The organism is Marinobacter sp. V34, assembly GCF_055524115.1.
On record NZ_JBUPZY010000010.1, the window covers coordinates 19144 to 37206 of the forward strand.

17 protein-coding genes are annotated in these 18063 nt (G+C 58.0%); 13 read left to right on the plus strand and 4 right to left on the minus strand.

The genetic code is table 11. From position 1 onward, the window contains the following. Nucleotides 1-9: 9 nt before the first annotated feature. From tfpB to arsC, 4 genes are read right to left on the minus strand one after another with little or no spacing between them, the layout of a single operon-like run. On the minus strand, nt 10-1812 hold the full coding sequence (gene tfpB, locus AC0B60_RS15875) for a type IV pilus assembly ATPase TfpB (protein ID WP_465086867.1): 1803 nt from the start codon (nt 1810-1812) through the stop codon (nt 10-12). Between the two features lie 13 nt (nt 1813-1825). Then, entirely contained in the window at nt 1826-2194 is a 369-nt protein-coding gene (locus tag AC0B60_RS15880) for a DUF2069 domain-containing protein (RefSeq protein WP_465086868.1), read from the minus strand. A gap of 33 nt (nt 2195-2227) precedes the next feature. Next, the gene (wrbA, locus tag AC0B60_RS15885; RefSeq protein WP_465086869.1) at nt 2228-2830 is read right to left on the minus strand and encodes an NAD(P)H:quinone oxidoreductase; all 603 of its coding nucleotides are present in this window, start codon (nt 2828-2830) and stop codon (nt 2228-2230) included. A 13-nt stretch (nt 2831-2843) separates the two neighbouring features. Next, nucleotides 2844-3197: an arsenate reductase (glutaredoxin) gene (arsC, locus tag AC0B60_RS15890; protein WP_465086870.1), complete on the minus strand. Its 354-nt coding sequence runs from the start codon at nt 3195-3197 to the stop codon at nt 2844-2846. Nucleotides 3198-3350: 153 nt separating this feature from the next. On the opposite strand from arsC, the gene AC0B60_RS15895 reads away from it, so the two are divergent. The 13 genes from AC0B60_RS15895 (at nt 3351) to AC0B60_RS15955 (ending at nt 18012) form a co-directional block, all read left to right on the plus strand. Further along, nucleotides 3351-3761: a TlpA family protein disulfide reductase gene (locus AC0B60_RS15895; protein ID WP_465087063.1), complete on the plus strand. Its 411-nt coding sequence runs from the start codon at nt 3351-3353 to the stop codon at nt 3759-3761. A gap of 43 nt (nt 3762-3804) precedes the next feature. Further along, complete coding sequence (gene dnaE, locus AC0B60_RS15900; RefSeq protein ID WP_465086871.1) at nt 3805-7287, plus strand: DNA polymerase III subunit alpha; 3483 nt, start codon at nt 3805-3807, stop codon at nt 7285-7287. Between the two features lie 176 nt (nt 7288-7463). Next, a complete protein-coding gene (accA, locus tag AC0B60_RS15905) occupies nt 7464-8417 on the plus strand; it encodes an acetyl-CoA carboxylase carboxyl transferase subunit alpha (protein ID WP_465086872.1) in 954 nt (317 codons plus the stop codon). After that, nucleotides 8401-9762, plus strand: a complete 1362-nt coding sequence (gene tilS / locus AC0B60_RS15910) for a tRNA lysidine(34) synthetase TilS (protein WP_465086873.1) — start codon at nt 8401-8403, stop codon at nt 9760-9762. The genes accA and tilS overlap by 17 nt, the downstream gene beginning before the upstream one ends. An 88-nt stretch (nt 9763-9850) precedes the next feature. Continuing rightward, complete coding sequence (locus tag AC0B60_RS15915; protein WP_465086874.1) at nt 9851-11479, plus strand: CTP synthase; 1629 nt, start codon at nt 9851-9853, stop codon at nt 11477-11479. 2 nt (nt 11480-11481) lie between these two features. Next, nucleotides 11482-12327 (plus strand): 3-deoxy-8-phosphooctulonate synthase, encoded by an 846-nt coding sequence (kdsA, locus tag AC0B60_RS15920; RefSeq protein ID WP_465086876.1) that lies wholly within the window; start codon nt 11482-11484, stop codon nt 12325-12327. 181 nt (nt 12328-12508) lie between these two features. Next, entirely contained in the window at nt 12509-13804 is a 1296-nt protein-coding gene (eno, locus tag AC0B60_RS15925; protein WP_465086877.1) for a phosphopyruvate hydratase, read from the plus strand. A gap of 180 nt (nt 13805-13984) precedes the next feature. Then, nucleotides 13985-14257: a septum formation initiator family protein gene (locus tag AC0B60_RS15930; RefSeq protein WP_465086879.1), complete on the plus strand. Its 273-nt coding sequence runs from the start codon at nt 13985-13987 to the stop codon at nt 14255-14257. A 39-nt stretch (nt 14258-14296) separates the two neighbouring features. Then, the gene (gene ispD, locus AC0B60_RS15935) at nt 14297-14995 is read left to right on the plus strand and encodes a 2-C-methyl-D-erythritol 4-phosphate cytidylyltransferase (protein WP_465086880.1); all 699 of its coding nucleotides are present in this window, start codon (nt 14297-14299) and stop codon (nt 14993-14995) included. Between the two features lie 42 nt (nt 14996-15037). After that, nucleotides 15038-15517, plus strand: a complete 480-nt coding sequence (gene ispF / locus AC0B60_RS15940; protein ID WP_465086881.1) for a 2-C-methyl-D-erythritol 2,4-cyclodiphosphate synthase — start codon at nt 15038-15040, stop codon at nt 15515-15517. After that, nucleotides 15514-16614 carry a tRNA pseudouridine(13) synthase TruD gene (truD, locus tag AC0B60_RS15945; protein ID WP_465086882.1) on the plus strand — a complete coding sequence of 367 codons (1101 nt, stop codon included), beginning with the start codon at nt 15514-15516 and terminating at the stop codon, nt 16612-16614. Before ispF ends, truD begins: the two co-directional genes overlap by 4 nt. Continuing rightward, nucleotides 16592-17356 carry a 5'/3'-nucleotidase SurE gene (gene surE, locus AC0B60_RS15950; RefSeq protein ID WP_465086883.1) on the plus strand — a complete coding sequence of 255 codons (765 nt, stop codon included), beginning with the start codon at nt 16592-16594 and terminating at the stop codon, nt 17354-17356. The genes truD and surE overlap by 23 nt, the downstream gene beginning before the upstream one ends. Beyond that, nucleotides 17356-18012 carry a protein-L-isoaspartate(D-aspartate) O-methyltransferase gene (locus AC0B60_RS15955; RefSeq protein WP_292049467.1) on the plus strand — a complete coding sequence of 219 codons (657 nt, stop codon included), beginning with the start codon at nt 17356-17358 and terminating at the stop codon, nt 18010-18012. Before surE ends, AC0B60_RS15955 begins: the two co-directional genes overlap by 1 nt. Nucleotides 18013-18063: the final 51 nt, after the last annotated feature.

Below are 18063 nucleotides of genomic sequence, written 5' to 3' on the forward strand. Positions count from 1 at the left end.
GGGAGCGTATTAACGCTGGCTTTCGGGGGTTACCCGCAGGATTTCCTCGACCGTGGTGGAGCCGGCTGCCACCTTCTGCGCGCCACTGAGCCGCAGCGATTTCATGCCATCCTTGTACGCATCCACTCTCAGTTGGTCGAGCTCACACTGCTCGGTAATCTGCCGGATCAGGTTGCCGGAAAGTTGCATGATTTCATACACGCCCGCCCGGCCGTAGTAGCCTGTATTCCGGCACTCCAGGCAGCCAACCGGGTGGTAGACCTGTTTGGGCATGGTGGCTTTCCAGGGGCGGGTGAGGCTTTGCCAGGCCTGCGCGTCCACTGGCCCCGGCGCCTTGCAGTGGGGGCACAGGGTCCTGGTTAGCCGTTGTGCCATCACGCCCAGCACCGTTGCACGAATCAGGTAAGGGGGGATGCCCAGTTCCATCAATCGGGTAATGGCGCTGGGGGCATCGTTGGTGTGCAGAGTGGATAGCACGAGGTGCCCGGTAAGGGCAGCCTGAACTGCCATTTCTGCAGTTTCCAGGTCACGGATCTCACCAATCATGATGATGTCCGGGTCCTGTCGCAGTAGCGCCCGCACGCCTGAAGCAAACGTCAGTTCGATATTGGTCTGAACCTGCATCTGGTTGAAAGCCGGCTCCACCATCTCAATCGGGTCCTCAATGGTGCAGATGTTCACCTCGGGGGTGGCCAACTGCTTGAGGGTTGAGTACAGGGTAGTGGTTTTGCCAGAGCCGGTGGGCCCGGTGACCAGAACAATACCGTGGGGGTGGTCGGTGATAGCCTGCCAGCGTTCCCGGTCTTCCTTGGAAAAGCCCAGTTGTTCGTAGGATTTCAGCAACACTTCCGGGTCAAAAATCCGCAACACCATTTTCTCGCCAAAGGCGGTTGGCATGGTCGCCAGCCGCAACTCCACTTCGCTGTTGTCCGGCTTTCGGGTTTTGATCCGGCCATCCTGGGGACGGCGCTTTTCCGCAACATTCAGCCTGCCGAGAATCTTCAGGCGGCTGGTAACGGCCACGCCGACCTGATCCGGAAATTCGTAGACGTTGTGCAGCACCCCGTCGATGCGAAAGCGCACCTGGGTGACGTTGCGTCGTGGTTCAATGTGAATGTCCGATGCGCGTTGGTCGAATGCGTATTGCAGCAGCCAGTCAACAATCTTGACCACGTGCTGATCGTTGGCATCCGGGTGTTCGCTGGCCCCAAGGTCCAGCAGTTGCTCGAAATTCTGGGCACCGGCGGGGTTGGCAGCGTTGTTGCCGCCTGCCTTGCTGACGGAACTCGCCAGTTGATAGAACTCGACGGTGTATCGGCGGATATCCTCGGGGTTGGCGACCACGCGGCGGATGTCTTTTCTGATCGCCTGGCGCAGGTTGCCTTCCCAGTCATTCTTGAAGGGTTCGGTGCTGGCGATGAGAACTTCGTCCTCGCCTATTTCAACCGCGAGAATGCCGTGTCGCTGGGCGAAGGCGTAGGACATCACCCGGGCAATCGCGGGTGTGTCTATCTTCAGGGGGTCAATGTGGTAGTAGGGCTGTTCCGCCCACTCCGCGAGCCATTGGGTCAGTCTGTCCAGATCCAGCGTGCGGCTGGTTTTCTGGCTCTCCAACCCGGCCTTGGCGACCAGCTCCAGTGGATGACGCTGGCTGGCGGGCCCGCTGCCTCCTGTCTGGATGCCAATGTTGGCCGAGAGAACCCGTTCGGCATCCTCCTGGGTAATCTCACCACCGGTGACCAGCGCCGTGCAGATATCCCTCAGGGTCAAGGTACTTCTATGTGGCGCGGGTGGATGGGAGCTGTCGGCCATGATGCGTTTCCTGTCAGGTTTCTGTAACGGGCAGAGGACGGTTCACCTTAAGGTGGACCATGGCCACAGTAAACAGCAGGAAGGTCAGTGCCGCGATGATCAGAGGGGTGACAGCGCCTTCGCTGAGCCAGGACGATACGACGTACTGGGTAAAATAGAAAATCACCACGAAACTGAGCCAGATATAACCGCGGTTGTGGCCCCGGAACACCGGTATGGCAAAGGCCAACAGCGGGATCAGTTTTACGCTGAGCATCAGCGTGACGGAAACGCCCTCGACTTGCGCGGGGTAAAAGGTGCTGACAAGCAGGGCCGCCAGGGTGGCGAGATAAAGCAGGATGGTCAGGCGGGCGGTAATTCGGGCTTTGGGGTTGTGAAGCATTCGGTGATCCGTTGTCGTTGAGTGGCGCCGGGGTTAGCGCAATTTCATGGCAAGTTGGGCAAGGCGTTCGCCAAACGTCTGGCATATGGCTTTTTCATGGTCGTTCACGGCCTGTGGCTCTCCGGTTCCGGCCCAGTGGGAGGGGCCGTAAGGGGTCCCCCCTGCAGAGGTCTCGTTGAGCGCGTTTTCCGAATAGGGCACACCGCACAGCACCATTCCATGGTGCAGTAGTGGCACCATCATCGTCAGCAGGGTGCTTTCCTGACCGCCATGCAGGCTACCGGTGGACGTAAACGCGCCAGCAGGCTTTCCGCTGAGGGTTCCGTTCAACCACAGGTCGCCGGTGCTGTCGAGAAAATATTTCAGTGGTGCTGCCATGTTGCCAAAGCGGGTCGGGCTGCCGATCGCCAGGCCGGCGCAGTTCGCCAGATCATCCTTGCTGGCATAAGGTGCGCCGTCGTCCGGCACCGTTGGCAACGATGCCTCGGTATCCGGTGACACGCTGGGCACGGTGCGAATCCTGGCATCCATGCCCTGAACGCGGGATACGCCCCGTGCGATCTGAGCGGCCAATTCGGCCGTTTGTCCGGTGCGGCTGTAATATAGCACCAGAATGTAGGGCGAGGTGGTCGCCATTGGGTGTCTCCGGTTAAAGAATGCTCAGTACGTTTTCGGGCGGTCTGCCCAGAGCAACCTTGTTACCCCTGATCACGATTGGGCGCTCGATCAGCTTCGGCGTATCGACCATGGCTTTGATCAGGGTTTCACGACCCAACTCCGGATCGTCCAGTCCCTGTTCCTTGTATTCCTTTTCCCTGGTTCTCATCAGTTCTCTGGGAGTGATGTCCAGAGCTGCGAGGATGTGTTCCAGGATCTGCTCTGTCGGTGGCGTTTCCAGGTAACGTATAATGTCTGGTTCAACACCTTGTTCGCGAAGGAGTTCAAGGGTTTGCCGAGATTTTGAGCAGCGAGGATTGTGGAAAATTCGGGTCGGTTCTGTCATGGTTCTCCCTCTTCCCAGGTCAGGTTAACCGCAAGTTTGTCTGAGCGCCGTAGTCTAACAGGAGGTTACTCTGTGCAATACCCTGCGCGATACCCAGTAAAGTATCCTGCACTGGTGCGTTATTCCACCGGGTTGTGCCGGGGCGGTATAATTTTGGCCTTATTGTCGCTGGCAGGCTGCCAGAATCACGAGTTTGAAAAGCCGGACGGAACCGTGCTGGAGTGGGAGAGCCTGCGGGGCCACTGGGTGCTGGTCAATTACTGGGCCGAGTGGTGCAAACCCTGCCTGGAGGAAATTCCAGAATTGAACAGTATCGACAGAGCCAGTGCCGTGGTGGTCCTGGGCGTGAATTTTGATGATATTCGTGGTCAGGAGTTGATCGATCTGGGGCAGGAAATGGGTATTGAGTACAGCATGTTGGCAGAGGATCCTGGGCCGCAGTTTGGCTGGAAAACACCCGTGGCCTTGCCTGCAACGTTTATTGTGGATCCGGATGGAGACCTCGTCGAGGCCCGTTTCGGCCCGCAGACTGAAGAAGACATCAAAGAATTGATCGGTCGCTGACCTGGCCTGAACCGTCATTAACCTGCAGGAATATTCCGACGCTATGTCACAGACCTTTGTCCACCTCCGCGTGCATTCCGAATACTCCATGGTAGACGGCCTGGTGCGCGTGAAACCGCTGATTGGCCGGGCTGCGGAGTTGGGCATGCCCGCTGTCGGGCTAACGGAGCAGTCCAATATGTGCTCCCTGGTGCGTTTCTACAAGGCGGCCATGGGAGCCGGGGTGAAGCCCGTTATCGGCGCAGACCTGTGGGTCGAAAACCCGGACGAGCCCGACAACCCGTTTCGCATCACTCTGCTGGCTCGTAACAACGATGGCTACCTGAATCTGACCGAGGTGGTATCGCTGGGCTATACGGAGGGGCAGCGTTTCGGTAAGCCGATTGTCCAGCGCAAGTGGCTTGAAAGCCGCGCGGAGGGGCTGATTGCTCTGTCCGGAGCGCGATTGGGGGATGTGGGTAAGGCTCTGATGTCGGGCAAGCTGGATCTCGCCCGACAGCGTGCCGAATACTGGATGAACCTTTACCCCGAGTCGTTTTACCTGGAGTTGCAACGTACGGGCCGCCCGGGGGATGAAGACTGCCTGCATCTGAATGTTGAGTTGGCAGAGTCGCTAAGCTGCCCGGTGGTGGCGACAAACGACGTCCACTTCCTCCATGCCGAGGATTTCGAGGCCCACGAGGCAAGGGTCTGTATTGGTGAAAGCCGCACTCTGGATGATCCGAGGCGGGACCGACGCTTCAGCGACCAGCAGTACCTGCGCAGCGCCGACGAAATGATTGAGCTGTTTGCCGATATACCCGAGGCGGTCGAGAATACAGTGGAAATCGCCCGGCGCTGCTCAGTTCAGGTGCGCATGGGGGAGTATTTCCTGCCCAATTACCCCATCCCCGATGGCATGACCATGGACGACTACTTCCGAAAGGTGTCGGAAGAGGGCCTGGAAGAGCGGCTGGCGAAAACCCTCAGCAAGGACGATCCGGAGTACGACAGCAAGCGTGCGGCTTATTACAAGCGTCTGAATTTTGAACTGGATATCATCATCCAGATGGGGTTCCCGGGCTACTTCCTGATCGTTATGGACTTCATCAAGTGGGCCAAGAATAACGGCGTACCCGTGGGGCCCGGCCGGGGTTCCGGTGCTGGTTCCCTGGTGGCCTACGCCCAGTTGATTACCGATCTTGACCCCTTGGAATACGATCTCCTGTTCGAGCGCTTCCTGAACCCGGAACGGGTCTCCATGCCTGACTTTGACGTCGACTTCTGCATGGAAGGGCGTGACCGTGTTATTGCCTATGTTGCGGAGAAATATGGCCGCGAGGCTGTGTCTCAGATCATTACCTTCGGCACCATGGCTGCCAAGGCGGTTGTGCGGGACGTTGCCCGGGTTCAGGGCAAGTCCTACGGGCTGGCGGACAAACTGTCCAAAATGATCCCCTTCGAGCCGGGCATGACCCTGGAGAAGGCCCTGGAGCAGGAGCCGCAGCTGGTTGAGTTCCTGGAAAACGATGAGGAAGCCCAGGAAATCTGGGAGATGGCCCTGAAACTTGAGGGTGTCTGCCGTAACGCTGGTAAGCACGCCGGCGGCGTGGTGATTGCACCCACCAAGATTACCGATTTCTCGCCGCTGTACTGTGATGACGAGGGCGGCAGCCTGGTGACCCAGTTCGACAAGGGCGATGTGGAAGACGCCGGCCTGGTGAAGTTTGACTTCCTGGGGCTGCGGACCCTGACCATCATCGACTGGGCCCTGAAGATGATTAACCCGCGCCTGGAGAAGCAGGGCAAGCCGGCGCTGGACATTAACGAGATTCCGCTGGACGACGTGCCATCGTTCGACATGCTCAAGAAGGCGGAAACCACCGCGGTGTTCCAGCTTGAATCCCGCGGCATGAAAGACCTGATCCGTCGCCTGCAACCGGACTCGCTGGAGGACATGATCGCCCTGGTGGCCTTGTTCCGTCCGGGGCCGCTGCAATCGGGCATGGTGGATGACTTCATCGACCGGAAGCATGGCAAACAACCGATGTCATTCCCGCATCCGGATTATCAGTATGAGGGCTTGAAGCCCGTTCTTGAGCCCACCTATGGGGTTATCCTGTATCAGGAACAGGTCATGCAGATTGCCCAGGTGATGGCCGGCTACAGTCTCGGTAACGCCGACATGCTGCGCCGGGCCATGGGTAAGAAAAAGCCCGAGGAAATGGCCAAGCAGAAGCAGTTCTTTCTCGACGGCTGCGAAGGCAATGACATCAACAAGGCCCTGGCGGAAAACATATTCGACCTGGTGGAAAAGTTTGCCGGCTATGGTTTCAACAAATCCCACTCGGCTGCCTACGCGCTGGTCTCCTACCAGACCCTGTGGCTGAAGGCCCATTATCCCGCTGAGTTCATGGCGGCGGTACTTACAGCGGATATGCAGAACACCGACAAGGTGGTCACGCTGGTCGAGGAGTGCCGCAGCATGGGGCTGGAGCTGCTGGTGCCCGACGTCAGTCGCTCTGAGTACACGTTTACCGTTAATGACGATGGTGCCATCGTGTATGGCCTGGGCGCCATCAAAGGGCTTGGTGAAGGCCCGATTGGCAGTATTCAGGCTGGCCGCGCCGACGGCGAACCCTATCAGGATATTTTTGATTTTTGTCGTCGAGTGGATCTCAAGAAGGTCAATAAACGTGCCATGGAGGCCCTGATCCGCTCGGGCGCTATGGACAAACTGGGTGCCGGGCGTGCCCAATTGATGGCCAGTATCGATAAGGCCATCCAGCAGGCTGGACAGCAATCCCGCAACGAGTCCGTGGGCATGACCGATATGTTCGGTGAAATGCTGATGGGCGGGGAAGACGGCGACCCATACTCCGACGTGGCGAACGTGCGGGAGTGGCCCAAGAAAGAGCGCCTCAAGGGCGAAAAAGATACCCTGGGTCTTTATCTGACTGGTCACCCGTTCGATGAATATGAGAAGGAAGTGCGGCGGTTTGTGCGCTCCTCCATCGCTGACCTTAAGCCTGCACGTCAGCCCCAACGGGTTGCCGGCCTTGTGGTGGCCCAGCGATCCATGAAAACCCGAACAGGGTCGACCATGGCGTTTATCACTTTGGACGATCGCAGTGCCCGCATCGAAGCTACCCTGTTTTCGGAGGCGTTTTTCGAGAATCGGGAGTTGCTGCAGTCAGACCAGGTCATTGTGGTGGAAGGGCAGGTCAGCCATGATGATTATTCCGGCCAGATGAAGATGCGCGTCAATTCGGTGATGGATGTGGGTACGGCCCGACAACAGTTCAGCCGTGGGCTCAAACTGGACATTCACGCGGATCAGCTTCAGAACGGCCTGCTGGACAAACTGGACTCAACGCTGAGGCCCTTCCGTTGCGAGGGCAGCCCGGTGTGGATTGAGTACAGAAGCGATAATGCCAGTACCCGTATCGAACTGGGCGAATCGTGGCGCGTTCAGCCCGATGATGACCTGTTATTAGAGCTGAAATACCTAGTAGGCGACCAGTCGGTAGAACTGGTCTATGATTGATACTATCCGGCAAGGTTCATCCCGGGTATGGCGGGCACGTTGAAAAATTACGTTTTTGTCAGAAAGCGGCCTCATACGAAGGTCCGCTTTAGCCAACGCCCGGGCGCTGCTATCTTTGTCCAAAATTCTGGTTTGGCGACTTACATTCTCGCCTTGCAAGCAAATGATGGAACATCATGAACCCTAACTATCTGGATTTCGAACAGCCGATTGCCGACCTTGAAGCCAAGATTGAAGAGCTTCGCATGGTGGGGAATGATACCGATATCAACATCACCGACGAGATCAGCCGGCTGCGCAAGAAAAGTGTCAGTCTGACTGAAAGTATCTTCTCGGACCTCAAACCCTGGGACGTGGCCCGCTTGGCGCGTCATCCCCGCCGGCCCTACACCCTCGACTACGTCGACATGATCTTTGACGACTTCGACGAGTTGCATGGTGACCGTCGTTATGCGGACGACCAGGCCATCGTTGGTGGCACTGCCCGTCTGGATGGCAAGCCGGTCATGGTGATTGGCCACCAGAAAGGCCGGGAAGTGCGCGACAAGGTAAAGCGGAATTTTGGTATGCCGCGCCCGGAAGGGTACCGCAAAGCTTTGCGGTTGATGGAAATGGCCGAGCGCTTCCGCATGCCGATCCTGACCTTTATCGATACTCCGGGCGCCTATCCCGGCATCGGCGCCGAAGAGCGCGGCCAGAGTGAAGCGATTGCTTTCAACCTGGCGGTGATGTCGCGCCTGAAAACGCCGATCATTTCCACCGTGGTGGGTGAGGGCGGCTCGGGGGGCGCCCTGGCCATTGGTGTCTGCGACCAGCTCAACATGCTGCAGTATTCCACCTACGCCGTGATTTCTCCGGAAGGTTGTGCGTCGATCCTGTGGAAGAGTGCCGAATACGCATCCCAGGCAGCAGAGGCGATGGGCGTGACTGCCGACCGTCTGAAAGACCTTAAGCTGGCGGACAACGTCATTATAGAGCCCCTGGGTGGAGCGCACCGCAGTCCGGAAGAAATGGCAGAATCCCTACGTGCGACCCTGAGCAAGGGCATCGCCGAACTCAGTCGCCTTCCGGCCGACGAACTGGTGTCTCGCCGCTACGAGCGGTTGACCCGATATGACACTGGCCGGTAACCCCGGCTCCGGACGAGACTGGCCGGAGGCGCTATGTGCCCCGGTCAGACAACTGCCTCCCCATTCACACCTGCGTATTGCCCTTAGCGGAGGCATGGATTCTGTTCTGCTTCTCCATGTTGCTGCCCAGTTGTATGCCCATAGCGGTCAGGTTTCTGCGGTTCATGTAAATCATCAGTTGCAGCCCAATGCTGATCAAACCGAGCGCTTCTGTCAGCAGGTTTGTCGACAGCTTGGCGTACCCCTCGACAGCCGCCGGGTTGCCGTCAGTGTTCGCGAGACTCCCGACGTTGGTGTCAGTGGTGGTGTTGAAGAAGCGGCCCGGAATGCGCGTTACCAGGTATTCGAGGAAATTCTGGTTCCGGATGAGTTGCTGTTGATGGCCCACCATGGCGATGATCAGGCTGAAACGGTGTTGTTTCGGTTGTTGCGTGGGACCGGCGTGGCGGGGCTGAGCGGTATGCCGATGACGCGGCCTCTGGGTGCCGGTCAGCTGTATCGGCCACTGCTCGATTTCAGTCGCATAGAGCTTCATCGCTGGGCTGTTGAGCGGGGTATCGAGTGGGTGGAAGATCCGAGTAATACCGATGAGCGCTTTGATCGCAATTTTCTCCGGACGTCGATTTTCCCTCTCCTGAAGTCACGCTGGCCGTCGCTGATCAGTCGCATGGGTCATACTGCCCATTCGTGCCGCGAGGGGGGCGAATTGGCCGGAAAGCTGGCGGAAATCCATTTTCAGCAATGTGCCGGTCATTCCGGTGAGCTTTGCTTGAGTGCGGTTGGGGCGTTGTCTCTGGCGGAACAGAAAAACCTGCTGCGATGGTGGATAAGGTATTTTCATCACGAGCCCCCCACCATTGCGGACTGGTCACAGGTCCTGGGGGATTTTCTGAGCTCGCCGGTGGACAGGGAGCCGGAGCTTCGGGGAGCGGGGTTCGTGATTCGACGTTTTCAGGGTTGCCTGCATCTGGTTCCTGAATTCACGGCATTGCCTGCAGGAAAGCCAGTCCTGGTTCCAGATCAGCAGCTTTCGTGGGGTGGATGGCGATTGACCCTGGCGGCGTCGGGTAAGCGTAAAACACCGGCGCCGGAAATAAGGGTATCTACGAGGGCAGGGGGCGAGCGCATCCGACCAGCCGCTGGTGGCCCGTCGAAATCGTTGAAAAACTGGCTTCAGGAAAAAGGTGTTCCACCCTGGGAAAGGGCCCGGCTGCCGCTGTTTATCGAGGTGCTGAACGGCCATGAAGAAGTCGTCGGAGTTGGCAACTTGTGGCTTTCCGACAAATACTGTGGAGAGGCCCCGGCCAGTGGCTGGCGGATTGTTGTGGAGCGGGAATGTAATTGAGAAGGTGAGGCCTTTCTGGTAGTCTGGCGTCCCATCTTGAGATGACAATCTCCCTCCTTCACCGAACCAGACAAATCACGGAATCTGCATGACGCGTTATATTTTCGTCACCGGCGGTGTCGTGTCCTCCTTGGGGAAAGGTATCGCATCAGCCTCTCTGGCTGCGATCCTAGAGGCACGCGGCCTGAAGGTCACTATTCTCAAGCTGGACCCGTACATCAACGTGGACCCCGGCACCATGAGTCCGTTCCAGCACGGTGAGGTTTTTGTCACCGAAGATGGCGCGGAAACCGATCTGGACCTGGGGCACTACGAGCGATTTATTCGCACGCCGATGTCGCGCCGGAACAATTTCACCACCGGTCGCGTCTACGAGGAAGTGATTCGTAAGGAGCGCCGGGGTGATTACCTCGGTGGTACGGTTCAGGTGATTCCTCACATCACGGACGAGATCAAGCGTCGTGTGGTTGAGGGCGCTTCCGGTGCCGATGTGGCACTGATCGAAATCGGCGGCACGGTGGGCGACATTGAATCGCTGCCATTCCTTGAGGCCTGCCGCCAGTTGAAGGTGGAAGTCGGCCCGCAGCGTGCGTTGTTCATGCACCTGACCCTGGTTCCCTACATTGCCACGGCTGGTGAGATCAAGACCAAGCCTACCCAGCATTCGGTAAAGGAAATGCGTTCCATCGGCCTGCAACCGGATATCCTGCTGTGTCGTTCGGAGCATGAAGTCGACGCCAGTTCCCGTCGCAAGATCGCGTTGTTCACCAACGTTGAAGAGCGGGCGGTTATTCCGCTGCAGGACGCCAAGTCCATTTACGCCATTCCTCGCATGCTGCATGAATTTGGCTTGGACCAGCTGGTTATTGAGCGTTTCAGTCTGGATGCCAGTCCGGCCAATTTGGGTGAATGGGATGCGGTCGTTGAATCCCTGATGAATCCGGAAGGTGAAGTTACGATTGCCATGGTCGGCAAGTACATGGAGCTGTTGGACGCTTACAAATCGTTGATCGAGTCGCTCCTGCACGCCGGTATCAAAACCCGCACCAAAGTCCGGATGAACTACATCGACTCCGAAGACATCGAGCGCGATGGTACCGGTGCGCTGGCCAGCGCCGACGCGATTCTGGTTCCCGGTGGCTTTGGCGAGCGCGGTGTGGAGGGCAAGATCCGCACGGTGCAGTACGCCCGCGAAAACAAAGTCCCGTACCTGGGTATCTGCCTGGGTATGCAGGTGGCTGTTATTGAATACGCCCGCAACGTGGCCGGCCTGAAAGATGCCCACAGCACCGAATTCCGCGAACACACCCCGGAGCCGGTTGTGGGCCTGATCACGGAGTGGTTGGATGCCAGTGGTGAGAAAGAAGAGCGCACTGAAAAGTCGGACCTGGGCGGAACCATGCGTCTGGGTGCCCAGGATTGCGTGGTCGCAGAAGGCTCTACCATTGCCAACTGCTACGGTCGCAAGACCATTCGCGAGCGCCACCGTCATCGTTTCGAGGTGAACAATCATTTCCTGCCACAGCTGGAAGGCGCCGGTCTGAGAATTTCAGGTCGCTCTACCGACGGCAAACTGGTTGAGGTTGTGGAAGTGCCTGATCATCCCTGGTTCGTGGCCTGCCAGTTCCACCCGGAATTTACCTCCACACCCCGGGACGGCCACCCGCTGTTCAAGGGCTTTGTTGAGGCAGCCCTGGCCCGTAAAGAGGAATCCTGATCATGGCGCAGAGTACGGTGAACGTCTCGGGAATCGAGGTTGCCAACGATAAGCCGTTCGTGTTGTTCGGTGGCATGAACGTGCTGGAATCTGCCGAAATGGCGATGGAAGTGGCCGAGGCGTATGTTGAGGCTACCAGCAAGCTCGGGATTCCCTACGTATTCAAAGCGTCTTTCGACAAGGCTAACCGCTCTTCCGTGCATTCCTTCCGTGGCCCCGGCCTGGAGAAGGGGCTGCAGATTCTGGCGGACATCAAAAGCAAGTTCGGTGTCCCTATCATTTCCGATGTTCACGAGCCCGAGCAGGCTGCACTTGCGGCAGAAGTTTGCGATATCATCCAATTGCCGGCTTTCCTGAGCCGACAGACGGATCTTGTTGTTGCCATGGCAGAAACCGGAGCGGTCATCAACATCAAGAAGGCCCAGTTCCTGGCGCCACAGGAAATGAAGCACATCATTGCGAAGTGCGGGGAAGCCGGTAACGACAAGGTGATCCTGTGTGAGCGCGGCACCAGCTTCGGGTACAACAACCTTGTGGTGGATATGTTGGGCTTCGGTATCATGAAGTCCATGAATGTGCCGGTGATGTTTGACGTCACTCACGCCTTGCAGATGCCCGGTGGTCGCGCGGATTCTGCCGGTGGCCGCCGCGCCCAGGTAACCGACCTGGCCCTGGCGGGTATGTCCCAGGGGCTTGCGGGTCTGTTCCTTGAGGCACACCCTGACCCGGATCAAGCCAAGTGCGACGGGCCCTGTGCTCTCCGCCTGAGCCAGCTTGAGCCGTTCCTGGCCCGGGTGAAGGCCGTTGATGACCTTGTGAAGAGTTTCAAACCTATTGATACCGCCTGATTGGCGGTTTTTTGCGTTCCAGAAGGACTATGGGAGTGAGCGGGAACGGCCCTACGAAAATGTGCGGAGCCATGGATGGCGGAGCCCAAGCGCACAGGGATGTGCTTGTAGCGTTTTTCGTAGGGCCGTTCCCGCTCGCTCTTACTCCCAATTTTGAAATCAAACTTGGAGACAGAGAAGAATGACCAAGATTGCCAACATTAAAGGCCGTGAAGTACTGGATTCTCGCGGGAACCCTACGGTTGAAGCGGATGTGATTCTTGAGGACGGGACCATTGGCAGTGCTTGCGCGCCCTCTGGTGCGTCGACGGGTTCACGCGAAGCTCTGGAGCTTCGCGACAAGGATACGAGCCGCTATTTGGGCAAGGGTGTGCTTAAAGCTGTTGAGGCGGTAAACGCCAAGATTCGCGATGCTCTCATTGGTAAAGATGCAGCCGATCAGCGTGCTCTCGACAACATCATGCTTGAGTTGGACGGCACTGAGAACAAAGCCAACCTGGGCGCCAATGCTATTCTGGCTGTCTCCCTGGCCGCTGCCAAAGCCGCTGCCGCTTCATTGGGCAAGCCGCTGTATGCCCACATTGCGGATCTGAACGGCACCTCCGGCAAGTACAGCATGCCAGTGCCGATGATGAATATCCTCAACGGTGGCGAGCACGCTGATAACAACGTGGATATCCAGGAATTCATGGTGCAGCCAGTGGCGGCGAAGTCGTTTTCCGAGGCGCTGCGCATCGGTGCGGAGATTTTCCACGCGCTGAAAAAGGTCCTCAACAGCAAAGGCCTGAACACAGCCGTCGGTGACGAAGGTGGCTTTGCACCGGACCTGCCGTCAAACGAAGGCGCCCTGGCGGTGATCCAGGAAGCGGTGGAGAAGGCCGGCTACAAGCTGGGTACCGATGTGACTCTGGCTCTGGACTGTGCGTCTTCCGAGTTCTACAAGGATGGCCAATACCAGCTGTCCGGCGAGGGCAAATCCTTTGATTCCGCCGGCTTTGCCGATTACCTGGCAGGTCTGTGCGAGCGCTACCCGATTGTGTCCATTGAAGACGGTATGGACGAGAGCGACTGGGATGGCTGGAAAGTGCTGACCGAGAAGCTGGGTGACAAGGTCCAGCTGGTGGGTGACGATCTGTTCGTGACCAACACCAAAATTCTGAAGCAGGGCATCGACAAGAGCGTCGGGAACTCCATCCTGATCAAATTCAACCAGATTGGCAGCCTGAGCGAAACTCTGGACGCCATCAAGATGGCCCAGGATGCAGGTTACACGGCGGTGATTTCCCACCGTTCCGGTGAAACCGAAGACACCACCATCGCCGACCTGGCCGTTGCCACCTGCGCCGGCCAGATCAAGACCGGTTCGCTGTGCCGCTCTGACCGGGTTGCCAAGTACAACCAGTTGCTTCGCATTGAAGAAGCGCTGGATGGCAAGGCGCCCTATCGTGGCCTAAGCGAGATCAAAGGTCAGGGCTAATCGCCTGTTGATACTCTGTTGGCGGGATGCTGACAGGTAGCAGATCCGGAAAGGCCATCGTGGCCCTCAGAATGTGAGGCATGATGGCCTTTTTGTACAACTGGTTAGCAGAACTTGTTGCTAAACTACACTAAGGTCTATACTTACTGTCCGGTTGATGCATCGTAAGCGGAATTCGCAATGAAGTTGCTCTGGTCTATCATGATTATTCTTATTCTCCTGTTGCAGGTTCGCCTGTGGGTTGGGGAAGGCAGTTTTGCCCAGGTATGGGGGCTGGAGAACTCCATTGCCGAGCAGCGCGAGGAAAACGCCAAGCTTTCAGCCCGCAATGAGCGTCTCTATGCGGAAGTTCGAAACCTTCGCGGCGAGAAAGGTGCGGTTGAAGAACGTGCCCGTATGAATCTGGGCCTGATCCGTAACGATGAAACCTTCTTCCTGGTGGTCGAACAGTAACCCAGCGGCAAGCCAGGCCGATCAAAGCTGACCACGTCCATGAGTAAACCCCGCTATTGGTTGATTGTTCCCGCTGCCGGTTCCGGCCAGCGAATGAAGGCAGACTGTCCCAAGCAGTATCTCAAGCTGGACAATCGATATGTCCTTGATATCACCCTCTCCAGGCTATTGGATCACGCTGATTTTTCAGGTTGTGTGGTGGCTATTCGTGCGGACGACCCCTGGTGGCCGGAAACCGCGGCCAGTTTGGACGCACGTATCGATACCTGTGTCGGAGGCGCTGAACGCGCGAATTCGGTATTGGCTGCGCTTGAGGCACTTGCCCATCAGGCGGGTGACGATGATTGGGTGCTGGTGCACGATGCTGCCCGGCCCTGCCTGCACCCGAATGACCTCGAGCGATTGCTGACCCAACTTCAGGACCACCCTGTGGGTGGCTTGCTGGCGACGCCGGTGGCCGATACGCTCAAACTTGTGGCAAGTGACAGCGATCAGGTGGAGACAACCATCGACCGTCGTCATCTTTGGCGCGCACTGACTCCTCAAATGTTCCGTTGTGGCGCCTTGAGGAGGGCTCTGAAAGCTGCCATTGCATCAGGTTACCCGGTGACCGATGAAGCCTCGGCCATGGAATACGCAGGCAATGTTCCCTGTATCGTGGAGGGGCGACCGGATAATATAAAGATTACGGTACCCGCTGATCTGGCACTGGCCGGTTTTATCCTCAGCCATCTCTAGCGGCGAGCCTGCATCGTTACTGATTGAAAAGGAAACAGCACTATGCGAATCGGGCAGGGCTTTGATGTCCATGCTTTCTGCGAGGGCGATCAAGTCGTTATTGGCGGTGTGACCATTCCGCACACCCATTCCCTCAAGGCCCATTCCGATGGGGATGTGCTTTTGCATGCCCTTGCAGATGCCCTGTTGGGTGCCGTGGCCCTGGGCGACATCGGCCATCTGTTTCCCGATACCAGTGATGAGTGGGCGGGGGCGGACAGCCGGGACCTGCTGCGCCGCGTGATGGACCGTGTTGCCGGTGAAGGGTTTGGTGTCGGTAACGTGGATGCCACCATTATTGCCCAGGCCCCGAAGATGGCGCCCCATATTGAGGCCATGCGGTTGACCATTGCCGAGGATCTTGCCATCCCGGCGAGCCGGGTCAGCGTCAAGGCGACCACCACCGAAAAGCTGGGCTTTACCGGCCGCGGTGAGGGCATTGCATGCCAGGCGGTTTGTCTGCTGGAGCCGGTTTCATCATGACGGATGCTCAGCACGCTTCCAACGGCTGGCGACTCGACTGGCCAACCTCCTCGGGCTCTCGGGTGGCTTCGGCGCGTATCAAATCCCTCCCCGCCGACTTTTTCGTGGATGAAGATCTGTCTATGCCCGATGACAGTGGCGGTGGAGGAGAGCACCTGTGCCTGCGTCTGGAAAAGGTCGGGGACAACACCGACTACGTGGCGCGGCAGCTTGCTAGTATTTGCGGCTGTCGGCATTACGATGTGGGTTTTTGCGGGCTGAAGGACCGTCATGCGGTTACGCGTCAGTGGTTTAGCCTTTATCGGCCGGGATTGGAAAACGAAGACACAGCGTTCATCCAGGCGGTGGAAGAACACTGGCCGGTATTGGCACGACACCGTCAGGCACGAAAGCTGAGGCGGGGCGATCATCAGGGTAACCGGTTTGAACTGGTGTTAAAGGATGTGGTCGGCAACGCATCTGCTATTGATGAGGCTTTAGCCCGGTTGCGGGACATAGGGTGCCCGAATTATTTCGGCTCGCAACGGTTTGGCCATGGCGGTGCCAACCTGGATAGGGCTCTGACCATGGACCCGACAACATTGAACCGTCGGAGTGGTCGCAATGTCAAAAAGCGTGGGCGAGGGCGGTCAACCTCTGGCAGTCGCGACAGTAAGAACGTATTGTACTTTTCGGCGGCACGTTCTTGGCTATTCAACGAGGTGCTTGCCCATCGTGTTGAGACAGGCACCTGGCTGGAACCTCTGGAGGGGGAGCCAGGTGCCTGTGAAAATCAGAACCTGATGGTGACGGGGCCTCTCTGGGGCGACGGTGGCACCGAGGCGGTGTCGGTCCAGGGCGAGATCGAACGTTCCGTGGTTGCAGACCACCCGCAAATTGCGGCGGTGTTTTCAACCACTCGCATGAAGCCTGAACGCAGGCCGCTGAACCTGAAACCGGAAGATCTGGAATGGCATTGGGATGGCGATGACCAGTTGCGGCTGTCGTTCCGGCTTGCGCCGGGGCAGTACGCAACGACGTTGCTGGACGATGTGTTTGATATAACGGACGCAACCACGTTTATTGGAGAAAATTGTGCGAATTCTGTTGTCCAATGATGATGGCGTTCACTCGCCTGGTCTTCAGGCCCTACACGACGGGCTCCAGGGGCTGGGCCATCTTGAGATCGTGGCGCCGGATCGGGACCATAGCGGCGCCAGCAATGCCTTGACGTTGAGCCGCCCGCTAACGGTCGAAGATCATCCCAATGGCTTCCGCTCTGTAGACGGAACCCCGACAGATTGCGTTCACCTCGCGGTTAACGGGCTGTTTGATGAACCGTTTGATCGCGTCGTGTCAGGCATCAACACCCACGCCAATCTCGGCGACGATATCATCTATTCCGGTACGGTGGCCGCTGCCACTGAAGGCAGAAACCTGGGATTGCCAGCAATTGCGGTATCACTGGTGAACGAAGGCCGTTTCCACTACGAAACGGCGGCCAGGGTTGTGCGCGCGTTGCTGGAAAGCGATCAGCCGTTAACCCTTGGTCCTCGGTGCATTCTCAATGTGAACGTTCCCGATGTTCCCTGGGAAGAGATTGCCGGCTTCCGCGTTACCCGGCTTGGCCATCGCGACCGGGCCGAGGGCGCGGTGCCGATGACCTGCCCCCGAGGCAAGGCCCGTTATTGGATCGGTGCCGCGGGCAAGGGCAGCGACGCCGGGCCGGGGACTGATTTCAACGCGGTGCGCGAGAATTACGTTTCGATCACTCCCGTCCATGTGGATATGACGCGCCATGAGGTGCTGTCGCCACTGCGAGAATGGGTTGAGTTGCTGTCAGGACGGGAGGGACGTTAATGGTGGCAGCGATTGACGGTATTGGAATGACGTCCCGCCGAACCCGTATGCGGCTGATACAAAGGCTCAGGGAAGCTGGTATAGCCGATGAGCAGGTGCTGACAGCGTTGTCCGACGTGCCGCGCCACATATTCCTGGATGAAGCGCTTTCCCACAGGGCTTACGAAGACACGGCACTGCCCATTGGCTACAGTCAGACCCTGTCCCAGCCCTATATTGTCGCGCGAATGACCGAATCCCTGATGCGCCACAAACCCCGGAAGGTGCTGGAACTGGGAACCGGGTCGGGCTACCAGACCGCGATCCTTGCCAGGCTGGTGGATCAGGTTTTCAGCGTTGAGCGTATCAAACCGCTCCAGGACCGGGCCCGTGACCGGCTTCGCCAGCTTGGCTACCGTAACACGATGCTCAAGCACGCAGACGGAGGTATGGGGTGGCCAGAACAGGGGCCGTTTGACGGTATCATCGTGACCGCAGCACCCCGTGAGATCCCGCCGGAACTGAAAGACCAACTGGCGGATGGGGGCGTTATTGTCGCGCCGATCGGCGAGGGCACACAGATGTTGGTGGAAATGGTACGCCAGGGCGACCGTTTCGAGACCAGGGATATAGAACCGGTGCGTTTTGTGCCCCTGTTGGGCGGGGTTGTACGGTGACGGCTGAACACCCTTCTGAATCTTCTGCTGACGCACTTCACTCCCATCATC

Excerpts from the sequence above, each read along its gene's own strand:
- tfpB (WP_465086867.1), bottom strand. The coding sequence starts at position 1,812 with ATGGCCGACAGCTCCCATCCACCCGCGCCACATAGAAGTACCTTGACC.
- AC0B60_RS15880 (WP_465086868.1), bottom strand. The coding sequence starts at position 2,194 with ATGCTTCACAACCCCAAAGCCCGAATTACCGCCCGCCTGACCATCCTG.
- wrbA (WP_465086869.1), bottom strand. The coding sequence starts at position 2,830 with ATGGCGACCACCTCGCCCTACATTCTGGTGCTATATTACAGCCGCACC.
- arsC (WP_465086870.1), bottom strand. The coding sequence starts at position 3,197 with ATGACAGAACCGACCCGAATTTTCCACAATCCTCGCTGCTCAAAATCT.
- dnaE (WP_465086871.1), top strand. The coding sequence starts at position 3,805 with ATGTCACAGACCTTTGTCCACCTCCGCGTGCATTCCGAATACTCCATG.
- accA (WP_465086872.1), top strand. The coding sequence starts at position 7,464 with ATGAACCCTAACTATCTGGATTTCGAACAGCCGATTGCCGACCTTGAA.
- tilS (WP_465086873.1), top strand. The coding sequence starts at position 8,401 with ATGACACTGGCCGGTAACCCCGGCTCCGGACGAGACTGGCCGGAGGCG.
- AC0B60_RS15915 (WP_465086874.1), top strand. The coding sequence starts at position 9,851 with ATGACGCGTTATATTTTCGTCACCGGCGGTGTCGTGTCCTCCTTGGGG.
- kdsA (WP_465086876.1), top strand. The coding sequence starts at position 11,482 with ATGGCGCAGAGTACGGTGAACGTCTCGGGAATCGAGGTTGCCAACGAT.
- eno (WP_465086877.1), top strand. The coding sequence starts at position 12,509 with ATGACCAAGATTGCCAACATTAAAGGCCGTGAAGTACTGGATTCTCGC.
- AC0B60_RS15930 (WP_465086879.1), top strand. The coding sequence starts at position 13,985 with ATGAAGTTGCTCTGGTCTATCATGATTATTCTTATTCTCCTGTTGCAG.
- ispD (WP_465086880.1), top strand. The coding sequence starts at position 14,297 with ATGAGTAAACCCCGCTATTGGTTGATTGTTCCCGCTGCCGGTTCCGGC.
- ispF (WP_465086881.1), top strand. The coding sequence starts at position 15,038 with ATGCGAATCGGGCAGGGCTTTGATGTCCATGCTTTCTGCGAGGGCGAT.
- truD (WP_465086882.1), top strand. The coding sequence starts at position 15,514 with ATGACGGATGCTCAGCACGCTTCCAACGGCTGGCGACTCGACTGGCCA.
- AC0B60_RS15955 (WP_292049467.1), top strand. The coding sequence starts at position 17,356 with ATGGTGGCAGCGATTGACGGTATTGGAATGACGTCCCGCCGAACCCGT.